Consider the following 16,504-nt stretch of genomic DNA (forward strand, 5'->3'; position numbering starts at 1 on the left):
GTGGACAGGGGTTTTGATGCCGATGGTATCAGGGGAAATCATGCTTGTCATCTTGATCGTCATAGGCTTGATCGGGCGATCGCCAATTATTGCGACTGCAGCGAGCATTCTGCTTGTTTTGAAGCTGACCGCACTCGAACGCCTGTTTCCTGTAGTTGAGCGGCGGGGGCTTGAGCTGGGTCTTTTGTTTTTGACGATCTCCGTACTTGTTCCGTTCGCCAGCGAAAAAATATCGTGGCGTGACATTACTCCGCTCTTCACGACGGTGATCGGAATGATGGCACTCGCCGGAGGGGCAATCGCCACCTGGATGAACGGAAAGGGACTCGATTTGCTTCGAACTGAGCCGTCCATCATCGTTGGTTTGGTCATTGGGTCGATCATTGGAATTGTCTTTTTGCGCGGAATTCCCGTCGGCCCGCTAATGGCCGCCGGCATTACCGCCTTTGTCTTGAAGCTGTGGGAATGGTTTGGCGGACGCTGAGCGGCGGACGCTTCGTCTTGACGCAAGGTTCCCAAGAGAAACGGAAAGAGCCGTACCCATGGCAGGTACGGCTCGTTTCCGTCGCTCGCTATTCGTTCTCTCGTCTTTATGCGCGAGATACGTATGCTTCGGTACGCGTATCGATGATCAACTTGTCTCCTTGTTCTACGAAAAGAGGCACGTTTACCACAAAACCCGTTTCCAGGGTTGCTTTTTTCGTAACGTTGGAGGCAGTATCTCCTTTTACGCCCGGCTCACATTCAGTAACAGTCAGTTCAACTGTATTCGGCAATTGCACCCCGAGGGTTTCGCCGTTGTACTGCATGATTTGCACGTTCATGTTTTCTTTCAGGAAGTTAAGCTCGCGCTCGATCTGCTTGCTTGTAAAGGTGAGCTGCTCATACGTTTCTGTGTTCATAAAGGTATGCTCATCGCCGCTGGCATACAGATATTGCATGGTAGAGGTTTCGATGCGGGCAGGACTTACTTTTTCACCGCCGCGGAACGTCATCTCTGCCACGTTGCCGTTACGCAGGTTGCGCAGTTTGGAACGAACAAAGGCTGCACCTTTTCCTGGTTTCACGTGTTGGAATTCGAGCACTTGGTAGATATTGCCATCCACTTCGATGGTCAGGCCGGTACGAAAATCATTAACAGAGATCATGTTAGTCCTCCCAAATCAACAAATAACACAAATAGTATAAATTAGACGGGCAAAATGAGCAACTCTTTCGTGGATTGGGTCAAGACATCATGACCATCCGCCGTAATCAATACGTCGTCCTCGATCCGAACGCCGCCCAAGCCGCTGATGTAAATGCCTGGTTCCATCGTGACCAGCATTCCCGGCTCAAGGATAAACGGACTTGCAGTCGACAAGTTTGGCAGTTCGTGAACGTCCATGCCAAGGCCATGTCCCGCACTGTGTCCGTACGCATCTCCATAGCCGGCAGCCGTGATGATATCGCGGGTAACCGCATCGGCTTCTTTACCCGAAATTCCCGGTCTTAACGCTTCGACACCAGCGATCTGAGCCTTGAGGACAATCTCGTAAATTTCTTTCATGCGAGGATGGGGCTCCCCGACAGAGACCGTCCGGGTAATATCGGAGTTGTAGCCCTGATAGGCCGCGCCAAAATCGAGCGTCACCATTTCACCGGCTGCAATCACCTTTTCGCTCGCTCTTCCATGCGGCAGCGCACCGCGGTGGCCTGAAGCGACGATAATGTCAAACGCGGAAGCAGACGCCCCCTGTCTTCTCATGAAAAACTCCAGCTCCAGCGCCACTTCGATTTCCGTCACGCCAGGCCTGATATATCCGAGAATGTGCTCAAAGGCATCTTCGGCGATTTTCACCGCCTGTCTGATCACCTGCACTTCGGACTCTTCCTTGTACATCCGCAGCTTTTCCATAAAGCCGCTGGTCGGAACCAGCTCGACACCTTCAAAGCTCTTGCTCCAATTGGAATAGGTTCCGAAAGACAGGCTGCTTTCAAAAGCAAGCCGTTTGACGCCGGCCTTTTTCAGGACTTGCGCGATCGCTTCCAGAGGCTTGCGCTCATTGTTGACCACGGTAAAGTGCGGGCACTCCTCCTGGGCTTGATCGACATAGCGGAAATCCGTTACCAAAAACGCTTCTTTTTCGGTGACGATAACCCATCCCGTCGAGCCGGTAAAACCGCTCAGATAACGACGGTTCACCGTTTCTTCCGTAATCAGTGCGTCAGCCCCGATCTGTGCCAAGGCATCGCGCAATTTGCTCAAGCGATTGTTCATTTTCCTCTCCCTTTCTTTGTCTGCCGTTCAACCGATCTGTCGCTTCCCGAACAGACCGGCTCACTTGCCCGGTTCCGTTCATTTCTTGCCGATTTTGTTTGCCAGCGATCTCAGCGCCCACTCATAACCGTCGATGCCAAGACCGACGATTTGACCGATAACAACAGGAGCAATGACTGAATGGTGCCGGAATGATTCGCGCGCGTGTACATTGGAAATATGGACTTCAATCGTCGGCAATTCCACGGCTGAGATCGCATCCCGAATCGCATAGCTGTAATGCGTAAATGCACCCGGATTGATGATGATGCCGTCATGCACGCCTTTTGCCCGGTGAATGGCATCGATGAGAACGCCTTCATGATTGGACTGGCAATGCTCGAGGCGACCGTTCCACTCTTCCATGACCTTTTCGAGCCGAGCGACAACGTCTTGAAGTGTCTCTCTTCCATACACATCGGGCTCCCTTTGCCCCAGCAGGTTGAGGTTGGGGCCATTGAGCAACAGGACGGATAGCACGGTTCATTCCTCCCTTATGACACTTCCGCTTCCCTTTTTGTAAAAACATTTTTACTAGAGAATAATTTTACCATAAGGGAGAAGAGCTTGAATAGCTTCAAGCCTCGTCATGGCTCTCCAGCGTGATGGTCATGCCCACGAACATCCCGAAGGAGAGAAACCAGGCCGCTTCCGTGGCAAGCGTCGCCACGTCCCAATTGCCCATGCGAAAGAAGAAACCTGCCACTACTAACAGCATCAGGCCGTAGAGCAAGCCGCTCCACCACATTTTGCTCCTTTGGAACAGCAGAGAGTAGAAAAACACTGCGATCACACTTTCAAAAAACAGCAGGATCACTCCCAGGCCAGTGGCAGACCAGGAGTCCTCATCTGCCTCCCAGAGAAAGGGACGGGCATAGGCTCCCAAACCGTAAGGCGTAAAATTGAGAAAGTGTGCAGCCAGCCTGACGATTCCCCAAAATACCGTTCCCCAAAAAGCAATTTCAACCAGCTTTGCAAAAGGCAGCGTCTTCGCTTTGCCAGGCACATCGGCACGGGCAGTTCTTCTTTCCTCTGTAAACCTGCCCCGCAGGTGCCCTCTTGTCTTTGTCAAACCCATCGTCATCACCCCGTATCTAGTATGTGCCGAACCTATTATTTTCACTTACGGTTGACATTTTGACGGGGATTGGAACTGCCAGTAGCCTCCGCGCTCCGTTTCCGTTAGAATATGTAATAAGGATGGTGATAGGATTGGCGCAACAAAACGTACCTAGCTACGGCGGTCAAGCCGTCATAGAAGGCGTCATGTTTGGCGGTAAGCAGGTAACCGTCACAGCGATACGCAGAAAAAACCAAGAGATTGAATACTTCGAAGCTCCGCGGAACGAGATCCCGTGGGTCAAGGCACTGAAGAAAATTCCTTTCCTGCGGGGAATCGTCGGCCTGATTGAAGCAAGCGCCAACGGAGCAAAGCACCTTAACTTCGCCTCCGACCGATACAGCATGGAATCAGATGAAGAGGTTTCGGCTGGTCCATCCAGACTGCAGATGATTTTGGGTGTGGCCGTCGTGGGTATTTTGTCGTTTCTATTCGGGAAATTTGTATTCACCCTGGTACCCGTGTTCCTCGCCGATTTTCTGTTCGGGAAGTGGATCACCAATCAATACGCCCAAAACATCTTGGAAGGCGTAATCAAGCTGATTCTGCTCCTGGGCTATATCACCGCGATCGCGCAGGCTCCGCTCATTAAACGGCTGTTCCAATACCACGGAGCTGAGCATAAGGTGATTAACGCCTATGAATCAGGGGTAGACTTAACCGTAGAGAATGTGCAAAAATTTTCCACCCTGCACTACCGTTGCGGAAGCAGCTTTTTGATCTTCACCGTGATCATCGGTGTCGTGATCTATTCATTCTTCTCGTATGACAGCTTATGGGAGCGAGTGGTTCAGCGGATCGTGCTCCTGCCCGTTGTACTCGGTGTATCCTATGAGGTCCTGCAATTTACCAACAAATTGCGTGACACGCCCGTACTGCGGTTTCTCGGTTATCCGGGGTTGTGGCTGCAAAAAATCACAACACGGGAACCTGATGACAGCCAGGTGGAGGTGGCGATTGCCGCATTTAACAAAATGCGCGAACGCGACCATGAGATGACCAATCCAGGGTTGGTTTCTGCCGGTTAAGCATTTAGATAACGATGAGGTGAGGCGCTATGTTTCCCCGGATTCCCCCAATCATCTTGATCATCTTGTTGTTTGCTGTATACGGTCTGTTGAATCGGATCATTGAGAAGCCTCTGCAAACCTTGGTCATCATCGGTTTGTCTGTCCTTTTGTTCGTGGTGGTCAGAAACTATTTGAGGAGCGGCAAATTCCTTCCCGGAGCTCCCAAGCAGCAAAAACAGGCAAAACCGAAAACGCCGGTTTCGAGAGCTCCCCTGAAAAAGAATGCACAACAGGCAAGGCGAAACCATCCGTTCCGGGTGATTGACGGAAACAAAGGCAAATCGAAGGAAAATCAAGGCGACCAAGATCCTCATAATCATATTTCGCAATAAAGAAAACAGGCTGCCTATACAAGGTAGCCTGTTTTGTCTGTCGGGGGTGTACCTTTTTGGAATACCTCTACGTATTGTTCAAAGCTCCACTGTTCCAAAAAGCGGGTTGCGGATTGCAGTCCGGACTCGTACAGTCGATTCCGAAGTTCTTTTGAGAGCTGGAACTGCGTCGTCCGCACTCCCAATGTATTGATGAACACGGTGCGGAGAGCTTGGGCCCGATCGACGTAAAGCCGGTCATGGGCATCCAGCATAGTAGCGATCAACTGCTTGGAGAATGAAAACAATCCCCTGATCCGGTAGGCCTCCCGATCCACCTTGCTGTCATGGAGCCGGAAGCCGATGGTCGGCCAGAGGGGAACCCCCGGCACATCGAACAGCCAGACCGGATAATTGCTCAAAAGCGCTCCATCCACGATCAAATGGACTTCACCGTCTTTGGTCAAACGGGTCGGCTGAAAAAAGAAGGGGATCGATGACGACATGCGAACAGCGCGTGCGATGGAAAATCGTTCGGGGACAATATCGAAATGGCTCAAGTCCTCCGGCAATATCAGCATCTTTCCGCCCGTAATGTCAGAAGCGATGATGCGGAGCTTATCCTTTGGCAAGTCTCCAAAGGTCCGAATCCCCTTTTGGCGAAGCAAATCATCGATAAATCTCTCCAGCCTGTCAGTCCGGTATATCCCTTCACGGAATAGCAATTCGTATAAGGGTCCGACTATCGGCAGACGTCCCAATCCTCTCCGTTCAAGAAAAAACAAGTAGTCCAGCTTTTCAAAAATGGGACGCAATTCCCTGCTTGTGTAGCCGGCACTGAGCAATGCCGCCACGATGGACCCGGCCGAAGTCCCCGCCAACCTTTCCCAGACAAAGCCGTGCTCTTCCATCACCTGCAAGGCGCCAATAAAGGCTATGCCCTTTACTCCGCCTCCTTCAAACACTGCATCCGCCTTCATCCTGATTCCTCCTCGGACCTTCACTGCCCCCCTTTTACCAATATATAGACGAAGTGCTTGTCGAATGCGATTCGAAAGCTGGTTATGCATGCGCTATTTGGCGATACCTTGAACACATCCGTAAGTCATCACCGGATTTCGACTGTTCGTTCACAGAAAAAACGCAAGCCCGAAGGCCTGCGTTTCTAGGACAACTCTTCTTCTTTTTGTTCCTCTTCCTGCTGGATCCGGCGAAGATCCTCGACACGCTTCGGATCCTCCTGAAAGTAGCGGACCAGATACTCAAAGCACGAGATTGACTCCCAGCTCAGATGGTGTTCGATTCCTTCCACATCTTTATAAATATGTTCTTCGTCTACGCCGATCAAACGCATGAACTCCTCCAGGAGACTGTGGCGATCGACAAGCCGTTTTCCGATTTTCTTACCCTTTGGCGTAAGAATCAGACCGCGATATTTCTCATAGACGAGGTACTTGTCTTTATCAAGCTTTTGAACCATTTTCGTGACAGAAGAGGGATGCACCTCCAACGCTTCCGCGATATCGGAGACACGAGCATATCCTTTTTCCTCGATTAAGCTGTAAATACGTTCCAAATAGTCTTCCATGCTGGGAGTTGGCATATGTATCCCTCGTTTCCAAACGGTATTTCGGCATGGCAAAAAAAGCACGTAGATTTATCATACCGTGGATTGAGGATGAGTTGCAAGGAAAAACTCTATTTTAGCTGTTTTTCCGCACTCTTTAGATTTACGGTCTGCACGAGTTGACCGCCCAAGGTCTCCAATCGCTCCTGAAGACGCGGATCTTTCAGTTTTCCATCGGCATCAAAAGCGCTGTATGCATTCGGAACACTAGGACTTGCCGGCAGTGCCCAGGCGTGCAAATTTCTCATAATCAAATGCAGCGTGTTTACCGTGTTAGTCGCCCCCATGCTGCCCCCGGCTACACCCAGGACAGCGACCGGTTTATCCCGCAGATAACGTCCTTCCAAGAAATCGAGCGCATTCTTTAACGCTCCACTGATGGTGCCGTGATACTCGGGAGAAGCGATAATCAACCCGTCCGCTTCCGTTACCTTGCGAACGAAGCGATGGACAGTTTCCGGATAGGTGGAGAAATCATCTCTCACATCATAAATGGGCATCGGCCATTCCGCCAGATGGATCAGCTCCGTATCAGCCCCAGCTTTTTGTGCTGCGGCAAGTACGATCGCCACTGCTTTTTTTGTGGTAGAATCGGGATTCATGCTTCCAGAAATGCCGAGAATTTTCATTATTTTTCACCTCATACCCTATTATAGCTGATTACTGTTAGTATATCCCATTTATCACACTTAGTAAATAGTTATGTTTATTAAATTGCTTGATGTTCTGAACAAGCCCCCTTTCCACATACACTTGTACCAAGGTTGGGAAAAGGATGATGCTCATGGACAGAGGTTCCTGGCGAATCGCCGTTCTATTTGCAGCTGCTGCACTTGGCGGGACATACTTGGGAGGGGCTGACGGCCTGCGTTTTTTTGCATATTTCGGCTCATGGGGCATACTGGGAATCTTATTGGTCAGTGGGGGCTTGGGGTGGCTCAGCTACCGAATCCTGACTCTCAGTCATCATCTCGGTTTTCGTTCGCTTCATGATTTGCTCTGTTACTGGTTCGGCGAAAAGGCAGCACCTGGCTTGTCTGTGCTGCTGCATTTGCTCCTGCTGGCCTGGGCAGGTACTTCGCTTGGAGAAATGGCACTACTTTTAAACAACGGCAACACCGCCTGGGCTTTTGCACTCGTCCCTGTCCTTGTGGCCGTGTTTCTGTTGGGAAAAGGCTGGCCGGTATTCATTCGCGGCGTAACTATTTTTCTTGGGATCGGACTTCTCATGATCGCATCCGCCTACATCGAGCAGAGGCATATCGATGTTCCATCCCTTGGCTATCAATTAAACCTCCAGTGGTTGGTTCATTCCCTCTATTATTTTTCGCTTCACTTCATTTCGATCTTGGTCATTTGCCTTCCATTGGCTTCACGGGCATCCCGTGCACACTTCATTTCACACGGCGTTGTCCTCGGCAGTCTTCTCTTTTTCTTCACCACATTGCTGATGCAGGGGATCTTGCTCGGCTACTGGCATGATATCCACTCCTCTTCGCTGCCGCTCCAGACCGTGCTTGCATCTATCTGGCCAGGCGGACAATGGATCCATGCCCTTGCAGTTCTCGGCTACTCCGGAATCGTGCTGGCAATCACCGTTTACGCCCTCGCTTCACCTGTAGCCTTGCGTTACGACATCAGCCTGACCGCCTTGTTCGTTGTCATGATGATCGCCGTTTCCATCTTCGCTTTCCTTGGAGTCGCCTGGCCAAGCGTCGGATATGTGATTGCAAGCGCCCTCACCTACTCCGGACTTTTCCTGGTCGTTTGGCTATGCTGGAAAATGAGCAAAACGTAAAGCCCTGGATCAGACTGCATCCAGGGCTTCATCTTTTAATGGAAAAATGGGGACAGATGATAAGGCCGGCAAGATAACCTCCACCATCGTACCTTGCATCGGCTCGCTGTGTATCTTGATGCTGCCGCCATGCTCCTCGATAATCTTGTATGATACCATCAAGCCAAGTCCCGTTCCGTTCTCCTTCGTGGTGAAAAAGGGTTCCCCCAGCTTTGGTATCCGTGCAGACTCGATGCCATAACCCGTATCGCGGATTCGTACCTTGACCGTCCCATCTGACAGCGATTTCGCTTCCACATGCAGGTCGCCTCCCTCTGGCATCGATTCAATCGCGTTTTTGCAGAGGTTGATCAATACCTGCTTTAGCTGATTATCTTCGCAGGAGATCAAGGGAAGTTCCTTGTCAAAATGTGTGTGAATCTGGATGTCGTTGAGAATCGCCTGACTATCCAACAGAGAGAGCACGTTTCTGATAATGTCTCTGATGTCTCGCGCCTGATATTTGACAGCCTGCGGCTTGGCCAGCATCAAAAGCTCGCTGACGATGCCATTGATCCGGTCCATCTCCGCAAGCATGATTTCCCCGTAGCGCTTGTCCTCCGCAGTAGACTGCATCAACTGGATAAAGCCTCGTAAAGCGGTCAACGGATTGCGTATCTCGTGAGCGATGCCAGCCGCCAGTTTGCCGATGACCGAAAGCTTGTCCGACTGGCGAAGCAGCTCTTCAGCCCGCTTGTTTTCCGATATATCCCGCGTTACCATCAATGCGCCCAACAGCCGGCCAGACTCGTCGACAATCGGCTTCGTTCTCGTCTCCAGATGAACCCAGTGCCCCAGCTTGTGTTTGAAACGATATTCAAGGGTAATCATCTCGTTCTGTGTCTGTATATTTCGAAAGGCTTTCCTGACCATTTCCAAGTCGTCAGGATGTACAAGCTCAAACCGTCTGTACAACTCCTTGTACCTCTCGTTCGGGTATCCCAGGACAGCTTCATGTGAAGGCGAAGCGTACGCGACTGTACCGTCCGGCTGATAAATGCAAATCATATCCGTCATATTTTCCGTGATCAGACGATACTTCGCTTCCTTTTGCCTCAAACGCTGCTCTACTTTCTTTTGCTCGGTAATGTCTCGGGCGCTCCCTGCAATGCCGATCACCTGCCCGTTATCCGAATAAATCGGACTCATCGACAGCGATATGTGAAGAAGCCGTCCGTCCTTGTGGTAGCGGACTGTCTCAAGTCCGATGATTCTCTTTCCAGCGAGCACCTGCCGGTGATAGTAATCGACTTCTTCTTTCAAATATTCCGGGACAAATGGCATCGGTGCTCCGATCAATTCTTCTTCCGTGTATCCAAAAATCATTTCCGAAGCCTCATTTACGCGAAAAACATTTCCGTGAACGTCCAGCATGGAGATAGCGTCTGGCGTTTGCCTCATAAAGGATTCAAGCAAATCCTTTGAGGCCAGGTCGTCCCAATGCATGCTGACTCCTTCTTTGTCTCCGCCCTCTGCAGTCCGATCCTTTGATTTCATCTGGACGTCCTGTTCTGATTGACGGATGGAACGAACGCACGATCTGATGAAAAAATATGTGCCTACAACAAAACCTGTCCAAAGCACAGCCAATCCCCAATATTGAATGCCTTCCGTATGATGGACAAGCCATGCAGCAGTTAGCGCCAGCCAAGCAAGAGATGCGAACCCATACACGACAACGAGTTGGATACCAGTTCGTTTCATCCATACCTCCATGACTTAGATCTCGTAAATGATAGCTTGTAGGTCGAGATGATGAGGTTGTAAGGCATTCCATTCTGCACGATTTATTCTTTTGTCAAATTATTCGTAAAAATTATACTCCCTTGCAGCGCTTCTTACCATTCTTTACTAATCGACAGATCATGACATTCTTAGACAAAAAAACCTTCTGCAGGGGGCAGAAGGCTGCTGCTTGTTTCCCATATGCTTTTTTCAACGGGAGTCTGGCAATGGATAAGGACCCGACCCCGGATCTGTCATCGTTGTAATCGCATCGACCACGGTACGGACCGCGTCTGTCAGTTTCTCGCCATCGCTCTTTTTTTCAGGAACGTTTTTCCCGCTCTGTGAAGCTGCAACACGTACGATCTGCACCGCATTTGGGATGTTAGCTTGAGCGATTCGACCCAACCGGCTCAGCACCTCTTGCGGAGCGGCAGAGGAAAAGCCGGCTCCTTTTGCGTCCAGCAGATCTGCTGCCAGATTGCGCTTGCCATTTGAGGTGTACACCGCCAGTTCACCGTCTTGCTGCCTCACATTGCCGAGATACAAAAATGCCGCTATTTTGGTTCTCTCTGCATCCGTCAGAGACCGCACATAATCGTCGAGCCCCCGCCCTCCGTCAGAGGCGGCGCCAAGGCTGACAAAACGCACTTCGGTATCTCGCTGTTGCGCAGTCAGCAGGCGTGCCGTTTCCAGCAGCACAGCGATTCCTGAAGCATCATTTTCCTCCCGCGCGGCGAAGGAAGCGTCGTGATGGGCAGCCACCAGCACAATCTGTCCGGTGTTCCCGTTATTGGGTTTCAACTCCGCAGTGAGATTGTAGGACGTTTTCTTGATGATCGAAGCGCCCGACACCTTCAAGGTGGCTGTCAGTTTCTCCCCTTTTTGCAGCAGCTGTCCGAGCTGCTCTCCCTCGGCTGGTGAGACGGCCAGTACGGGTACATGCATATCAAGCGGTCCCCCGAGAGATGGCCTTGGTGCATTTGCTCCCTGCGTCAAAATGATCCCTTTGGCCCCCGCCGCCGCTGCGTGACGCACTTTTTCCGCCTCTGACATTCCCCCCGGACGTACGAAGACGATCTTGCCCTCGATATCGGCTCTCGCGAAATCCTGTTGTGTCCCTGTACCGACGTCGAGAACTGCTCCCGTCGCCTCTCCTGCCGGCCCGAACAAAACGCTTCTGGGGGCCCATGTCTTCCCGCGGATCTCGGGGACCTGCAAGGAGATCTGTTTGGGTTCCGTATAAACGTAATAGGAGAAAGGCAGCAGCTTTGTCTGATAACCGAAAATGCGGAGCCACTCTTCTATGTAAACTACGGCGCGAAACTCCGATTCTGTTGCTGGAATTCGCGGGGCTGTCGACAGTTTTTCCACGTGTTCGAGGAGGCGATCCGTGTCCGCTTGCCCTCCGGCTTCCGCACCCGCCGGACCTGGGAAGAACATCAACGATCCCCATGCGATGAAGACAGTGATCAACCATTTCATTTCGGCTCTCATCCCATTCCCCTTTCCAAATGGCCTCTTTTTATTATGGGCGGCAATTCAGGAAAACGTCTAGTCAGAATAGTCCGTCAAATAAAGATACGTGGCGCCATCTGACGACAGCAAGCAACCGAAGTGTGACAAGTTTCCCCTCCATTCATTTTGAAATTGACCCTCGACCCAGTATTTGTTAAGGTTGTCTCATACATCACTCGACGCTGATTTCAGGAAAAGGCGGCGGGGGCTGTACGTTTGCAACTGGCAGGTTCAAACGAAAAAAGACATAATATTTGCGTAACTGAAGAAGGAGGATTCACCATGCTTTACGTGGATGGCAAATGGGTCGGCACAGACGAGCTGACTGTTCACCCGGAAGACCGCGGCTACAATTTTGGTGACGGTGTTTACGAAGTGGTTCGCATTTACAAAGGGAAAATGTATCAATGGGAAGGTCATTTGACCAGGCTGTTCCGCAGCGCTCGCGAGATCATGCTCGACCTGCCGTGGACGGCAGAAGAACTGTCGGCGATTGCGCATGAGCTGCTTGCGAAAAACAACATTACATCCGCAGACGATGCCACCCTGTACCTGCAGGTGACCCGCGGTGTGTCTCCACGTGTACACGATATACCAAAAGGCATTCGCCCTGTGATCATGGGCTTTGTCCGCCGCAAGGAACGCCCGCTGGCCGATATGAAAAAGGGACTGAGCGCTCAGCTGGTCGAGGATATTCGCTGGCTCCGCTGCGACATCAAAACGTTGAACCTGCTTGGCGCTGTCATGGTCAAGCAGTACGCCAAAGACGCCGGCGCCCAGGAGTCGATCCTGCACCGCAGCGGCATCGTCACTGAGTGCAGCGCAGCCAACGTGTTTGTCGTAAAAGACAACGAGCTGTACACGCATCCCGCCAACCACCTGATTCTGAACGGCATTACCCGGCTGGACGTCATCGCCCTCGCGAAAGCAAACGGCATTATCGTTCATGAGGAGCCGTTTACTGTCGACTTCCTGAAGCAGGCGGATGAAGTCTTTGCGACAGGGACAACTGTCGAGGTTATGCCCATTATCTCTGTCGAAGGCCAGGCTGTAGGCGGCGGAAAGATCGGACCCGTCGTGGAAAAGCTGCAACAGCTGTTTGAAGAACATATTTACGCAAACGCATTGGTCTAATCCGAAAAAATGGCTCTCACAGGAGTTTCGCTCCTAGAGAGCCTTCTTTGTTTATCCACTTACCTTTCGCATATTGAACTATCGGCGGAGGTTCCATTCGTCGGTCGAGTAGCGCGAAGCGGCCAGCTCTTCGGCGAGCGCCCTCTCCTCTGGAGTCAATTCGCCTTTTACGAGCTCTACCTTCAAGCCTGTGGCAAAGCCGTCGCGAAATGCCTCCATCGCTTCCTGAAGCGATACCGGTCTATTGCTCACCTCGTTGATCGTCACCGCTTTTTTCCGGAAGCTCTCCATCATGCGTTCCTTTAGCCTGTCTGAGGAGAAGTGAAGCAAGGAGAACAGCAGCTCGACATCCATATCCAGCAAAATGGAGCCGTGCTGAAGGATGACGCCCTTTTGCCTGGTCTGCGCACTGCCTGCCACCTTTTTCCCTTCCACCACCAATTCGTACCAGGAGGGGGAATCAAAGCAGGCGGACGATCCCGGCGAGCTGTACTTTTCTTTTTCTTCTTCGCTTGCCAGTGAAACCATTTCCGCATCCAGGCCGAGGTTTTGAAAACCGTGTAGCAGTCCCAGACTGATCACCTTGTACGCCTCGGTGACACTGGAAGGCATCTCGGGGTGGCTTTCCGACACGACAACACTGTAAGTCAGCTCCTGGTCGTGCAGGACAGCCCTTCCTCCCGTAGCACGCCTCACAAAACCGATGCCCTTTTCTTGAACAAGCTCCAAATTGATTTCCTTTGCCGCTTTTTGAAAATACCCAATCGACAAGGTTGCCGGGTTCCATGTGTAAAACCGGACGGTTGGAGGAACCTTGCCCTCGCTGTGAAGCTGCAGGATTGCTTCATCTACTGCCATATTCATTGCCGGGGACATCCCCTCGGTCACGATAAATCGCCATTTTTCCATGCTGCGCATGTCCTCCTCTCACCCTCTCCATTGTACTTCTCCCGATGATGAAACGGCAACAATGCGGCATGCAAAAAGGCCGCCGAAACATTCGGCAGCCTCGTCTGCGTTCTTATTCCGGCTGGTAGCGGAGTACCGGCTTGCGTGCAGCAGTGGCTTCATCCAGACGCTTCACGATTGTCGTATGAGGAGCCTCCTGCACGAGTTCCGGTGTTTCTTCGCACTCGCGAGCGATCTGCAGCATTACGTCAATAAACTCATCGAGTGTTTCTTTGGATTCAGTCTCTGTCGGTTCGATCATCAGGCACTCGTCTACGATCAGCGGGAAGTAGACAGTCGGCGGATGGAACCCGAAATCAAGCAAGCGTTTTGCAATATCCAGCGTCCGCACGCCCAGCTTCTTCTGGCGAACGCCGGACAGGACAAACTCATGCTTGCAAACACGGTCATAGGGAAGCTCGTAGGCTTCTGCAAGCTTGCGCATCATGTAGTTTGCGTTCAGCACCGCATTTTGCGAAACCTGCAACAGACCTTCTGGTCCCATGGAGCGAATATAGGCATACGCGCGAACGAGAATGCCGAAGTTGCCATGGTACCCTTTTACGCGGCCGATCGATTGCGGACGGTCGTTGTCCCAGAAGAAAGTGCCATCTGCCTTTTTGCCTACGATTGGAGCTGGCATGAACGGTTCCAGAATCTTTTTCACACCGACAGGGCCGGCACCGGGACCGCCGCCGCCATGAGGGCCGGTAAAGGTCTTGTGCAAATTGAGGTGAACGACGTCAAAGCCCATGTCGCCGGGACGAGCGATGCCCAGGATGGCGTTGGCGTTGGCGCCGTCGTAGTAGAGAAGGCCGCCAGCTTCGTGTACAATCTTTGCCATCTCGACGATGTCCTCTTCAAACAATCCAAGCGTGTTCGGATTGGTCAGCATCAATGCCGCCGTGTCCGGTCCTACTGCCTGGCGCAAAGCTTCGATGTCTACCAGCCCGCGGTCGTCGGACGGAATCGTAACTGTCTCCAAGCCCGCTACAGCAGCGGAAGCCGGATTCGTTCCGTGTGCGGAGTTCGGTACGATTACCTTGGTCCGCCCTTTTTCGCCGCGGCTTTCATGGTAAGCGCGGATCATCAATAGTCCCGTCCATTCGCCTGCTGCCCCTGCTGCCGGCTGCAAAGTGACGGCATCCATGCCCGTGATCTCCGCCAGCTCGTTTTGCAGGTTATACATCAGTTCCAGCGCGCCTTGCACAGATTCTTCCGGCTGGTACGGATGGGTTTGGGCAAAGCCCGCGTAACGGGCAACGTCTTCATTGATTTTCGGATTGTATTTCATGGTGCAGGAGCCGAGCGGATAAAAGCCGTTGTCAATCCCGTGATTTCTGCGGGACAGCTCCGTGTAGTGACGAACTAGCTGCAGTTCGGACACTTCCGGCAGTTCTGCTGGGGTTTCGCGAATCAAGTGCTTCGGCAGCAAATCGGTTACCTCTACCTCCGGCACATCAAGCGCCGGGAGATTGTACCCTACGCGACCAGGCTTGCTCAATTCAAAGATCAACGCTTTTTCTTTGTCGTTATGCACGGGTGATCGCCTCCAATTCCTGCGCGAGATCGTCGATTTCTGCTTTTGTTCGGAGTTCCGTTACGGCAAGCAGCATATGGGCGGAAAGCTCGGGATAATCGATTCCAAGGTCGTAGCCGCCGATAATCCCTTTTTTCAGCAGCTTCTTGTTTACTTCCGCTACCGGTTTATTCAATTTCACTACAAATTCATTGAAGGTAGGTGCGCTGCCTACGATCTCAAGTCCTTTTGCTGCCAATGCTTGCTTGGCGTAATGAGCTTTCTGCAGGTTGAGCATGGCGATTTCCTGTACGCCCTGCTTTCCGTACGCGCTCATCGCGATAGAGGCCGCGAGAGCCAGGAGAGCCTGGTTGGAACAGATGTTGGATGTCGCTTTTTCGCGGCGAATGTGCTGCTCGCGCGCTTGCAGGGTCAAAACGAATCCGCGCTTGCCGTTTTCGTCTTTCGTCTGTCCGACGATCCGGCCGGGCATTTTGCGCATCAGCTTGGAGGTGGTGGCCAAATACCCGCAGTGCGGTCCACCGAATGAAGCGAAAATTCCGAATGGCTGCATATCGCCAACAACGATGTCTGCGCCCAAACGTCCCGGCGCTTCCAGCACGCCGAGCGAGAGCGGATTGGAGGAAACGATCAGAAGCGCTCCTTTTCCATGTGCAATCGGCTCAATGGAGGACAGGTCTTCTACTTGACCGAAAAAGTTCGGGTATTGAACGATGACAGCTGCCGTCTGGTCGTCAACAAGCGCGTCCAGTGCTGCCGTGTCGGTTCCATTGTCCTTCAGGTCTGCTTCCACGACCTCTACGCCTTGGCCGTACGCGTATGTTTTCAGCACGCTCCGCGCTTCCGGATGGACGGAACGGGAAACCACGACCTTGCTCTTGTTCGTGTGGCCTGCCGCCATCATTGCTGCCTCTGCCAAAGAAGTAGCGCCGTCGTACATCGAGGAGTTGGCCACTTCCATGCCCGTCATTTCGCATACCATCGTCTGAAACTCAAAAATAGCCTGCAGCTCCCCTTGGCTGATTTCCGGCTGATACGGGGTGTATGCGGTAAAAAATTCGCCCCGCAGCAGCATGTGGTTGACGACACTCGGGATATGATGCTGGTACACACCCGCTCCCAGGAAGTTTGCATGCGTACTGAAGTTGGCGTTTTTATTAGCAAGACCGGAAAAATATTTGACCAGCTCCGGTTCGGACAGAGCCTCGGGAATTTGCAGGGAACCTTTGAAACGAACTTCTTCCGGAATATCCGCGAACAGCTCTTCCACCCGGGAAATGCCCAGGGTGTCCAACATCTCGCGTTTATCCTGATCGGTTTGAGGCAGGTAACGGTATTTCACGAACGTTGTCCTCCTTGTTTATCGGATCTTGGA

General features: G+C 52.0%; 17 protein-coding genes. 5 read left to right on the top strand and 12 right to left on the bottom strand.

Annotated elements, in window-relative coordinates:
* The first annotated feature begins 22 nt into the window (after positions 1 to 22).
* Positions 23 to 484, top strand: a complete 462-nt coding sequence (locus V5G20_RS16610) for a DUF441 domain-containing protein (protein ID WP_003387283.1) — start codon at positions 23 to 25, stop codon at positions 482 to 484.
* A gap of 106 nt (positions 485 to 590) precedes the next feature.
* Here the strand turns inward: V5G20_RS16610 and efp are convergent, their stop codons facing one another.
* The 4 genes from efp to V5G20_RS16630 form a co-directional block, all read right to left on the bottom strand.
* Positions 591 to 1,148, bottom strand: coding sequence for an elongation factor P (gene efp / locus V5G20_RS16615; RefSeq protein WP_003387284.1), 558 nt, complete (start codon positions 1,146 to 1,148; stop codon positions 591 to 593).
* A gap of 41 nt (positions 1,149 to 1,189) precedes the next feature.
* Positions 1,190 to 2,260, bottom strand: coding sequence for a M24 family metallopeptidase (locus tag V5G20_RS16620; RefSeq protein WP_024984897.1), 1,071 nt, complete (start codon positions 2,258 to 2,260; stop codon positions 1,190 to 1,192).
* 78 nt (positions 2,261 to 2,338) lie between these two features.
* Entirely contained in the window at positions 2,339 to 2,779 is a 441-nt protein-coding gene (gene aroQ / locus V5G20_RS16625; RefSeq protein WP_003387286.1) for a type II 3-dehydroquinate dehydratase, read from the bottom strand.
* Between the two features lie 97 nt (positions 2,780 to 2,876).
* Complete coding sequence (locus tag V5G20_RS16630) at positions 2,877 to 3,377, bottom strand: YqhR family membrane protein (RefSeq protein WP_003387287.1); 501 nt, start codon at positions 3,375 to 3,377, stop codon at positions 2,877 to 2,879.
* Between the two features lie 122 nt (positions 3,378 to 3,499).
* Between V5G20_RS16630 and V5G20_RS16635 the strand changes: the two genes are divergently transcribed.
* Positions 3,500 to 4,447: a DUF1385 domain-containing protein gene (locus tag V5G20_RS16635; RefSeq protein WP_081787853.1), complete on the top strand. Its 948-nt coding sequence runs from the start codon at positions 3,500 to 3,502 to the stop codon at positions 4,445 to 4,447.
* Positions 4,448 to 4,476: 29 nt separating this feature from the next.
* Positions 4,477 to 4,821 carry a hypothetical protein gene (locus V5G20_RS16640; RefSeq protein ID WP_003387289.1) on the top strand — a complete coding sequence of 115 codons (345 nt, stop codon included), beginning with the start codon at positions 4,477 to 4,479 and terminating at the stop codon, positions 4,819 to 4,821.
* A 14-nt stretch (positions 4,822 to 4,835) separates the two neighbouring features.
* On the opposite strand, the gene V5G20_RS16645 is transcribed toward V5G20_RS16640, so the two are convergent.
* From V5G20_RS16645 to V5G20_RS16655, 3 genes are all read right to left on the bottom strand, one after another.
* Positions 4,836 to 5,780 carry a patatin-like phospholipase family protein gene (locus V5G20_RS16645; protein ID WP_003387290.1) on the bottom strand — a complete coding sequence of 315 codons (945 nt, stop codon included), beginning with the start codon at positions 5,778 to 5,780 and terminating at the stop codon, positions 4,836 to 4,838.
* A gap of 185 nt (positions 5,781 to 5,965) precedes the next feature.
* A complete protein-coding gene (gene mntR / locus V5G20_RS16650) occupies positions 5,966 to 6,403 on the bottom strand; it encodes a transcriptional regulator MntR (protein WP_003387291.1) in 438 nt (145 codons plus the stop codon).
* A 95-nt stretch (positions 6,404 to 6,498) separates the two neighbouring features.
* Positions 6,499 to 7,056 (bottom strand): NADPH-dependent FMN reductase, encoded by a 558-nt coding sequence (locus V5G20_RS16655; protein WP_003387293.1) that lies wholly within the window; start codon positions 7,054 to 7,056, stop codon positions 6,499 to 6,501.
* Between the two features lie 155 nt (positions 7,057 to 7,211).
* On the opposite strand from V5G20_RS16655, the gene V5G20_RS16660 reads away from it, so the two are divergent.
* Positions 7,212 to 8,225 carry a hypothetical protein gene (locus V5G20_RS16660; protein ID WP_003387294.1) on the top strand — a complete coding sequence of 338 codons (1,014 nt, stop codon included), beginning with the start codon at positions 7,212 to 7,214 and terminating at the stop codon, positions 8,223 to 8,225.
* A gap of 9 nt (positions 8,226 to 8,234) precedes the next feature.
* On the opposite strand, the gene V5G20_RS16665 is transcribed toward V5G20_RS16660, so the two are convergent.
* Positions 8,235 to 9,968 (bottom strand): PAS domain-containing sensor histidine kinase, encoded by a 1,734-nt coding sequence (locus V5G20_RS16665; RefSeq protein ID WP_024984892.1) that lies wholly within the window; start codon positions 9,966 to 9,968, stop codon positions 8,235 to 8,237.
* 231 nt (positions 9,969 to 10,199) lie between these two features.
* Positions 10,200 to 11,474: a PA domain-containing protein gene (locus tag V5G20_RS16670; RefSeq protein WP_003387296.1), complete on the bottom strand. Its 1,275-nt coding sequence runs from the start codon at positions 11,472 to 11,474 to the stop codon at positions 10,200 to 10,202.
* A gap of 315 nt (positions 11,475 to 11,789) precedes the next feature.
* Here V5G20_RS16670 and dat point away from each other — a divergent pair, with 315 nt between their 5' ends.
* Positions 11,790 to 12,641, top strand: coding sequence for a D-amino-acid transaminase (gene dat, locus V5G20_RS16675; protein WP_338461373.1), 852 nt, complete (start codon positions 11,790 to 11,792; stop codon positions 12,639 to 12,641).
* Between the two features lie 78 nt (positions 12,642 to 12,719).
* On the opposite strand, the gene V5G20_RS16680 is transcribed toward dat, so the two are convergent.
* The 3 genes from V5G20_RS16680 to gcvPA all read right to left on the bottom strand — a co-directional run bounded on the left by V5G20_RS16680 (position 12,720) and on the right by gcvPA (position 16,471).
* Positions 12,720 to 13,550, bottom strand: a complete 831-nt coding sequence (locus tag V5G20_RS16680) for a lipoate--protein ligase family protein (RefSeq protein ID WP_003387298.1) — start codon at positions 13,548 to 13,550, stop codon at positions 12,720 to 12,722.
* Positions 13,551 to 13,662: 112 nt separating this feature from the next.
* A complete protein-coding gene (gcvPB, locus tag V5G20_RS16685) occupies positions 13,663 to 15,129 on the bottom strand; it encodes an aminomethyl-transferring glycine dehydrogenase subunit GcvPB (RefSeq protein ID WP_031931795.1) in 1,467 nt (488 codons plus the stop codon).
* Entirely contained in the window at positions 15,122 to 16,471 is a 1,350-nt protein-coding gene (gcvPA, locus tag V5G20_RS16690; protein ID WP_338461376.1) for an aminomethyl-transferring glycine dehydrogenase subunit GcvPA, read from the bottom strand. The genes gcvPB and gcvPA overlap by 8 nt, the downstream gene beginning before the upstream one ends.
* Positions 16,472 to 16,504 lie beyond the last annotated feature (33 nt).

The sequence above is a fragment of the Brevibacillus borstelensis genome (assembly GCF_036700025.1).
GTDB classification, from domain to species: Bacteria; Bacillota; Bacilli; order Brevibacillales; family Brevibacillaceae; genus Brevibacillus; species Brevibacillus borstelensis.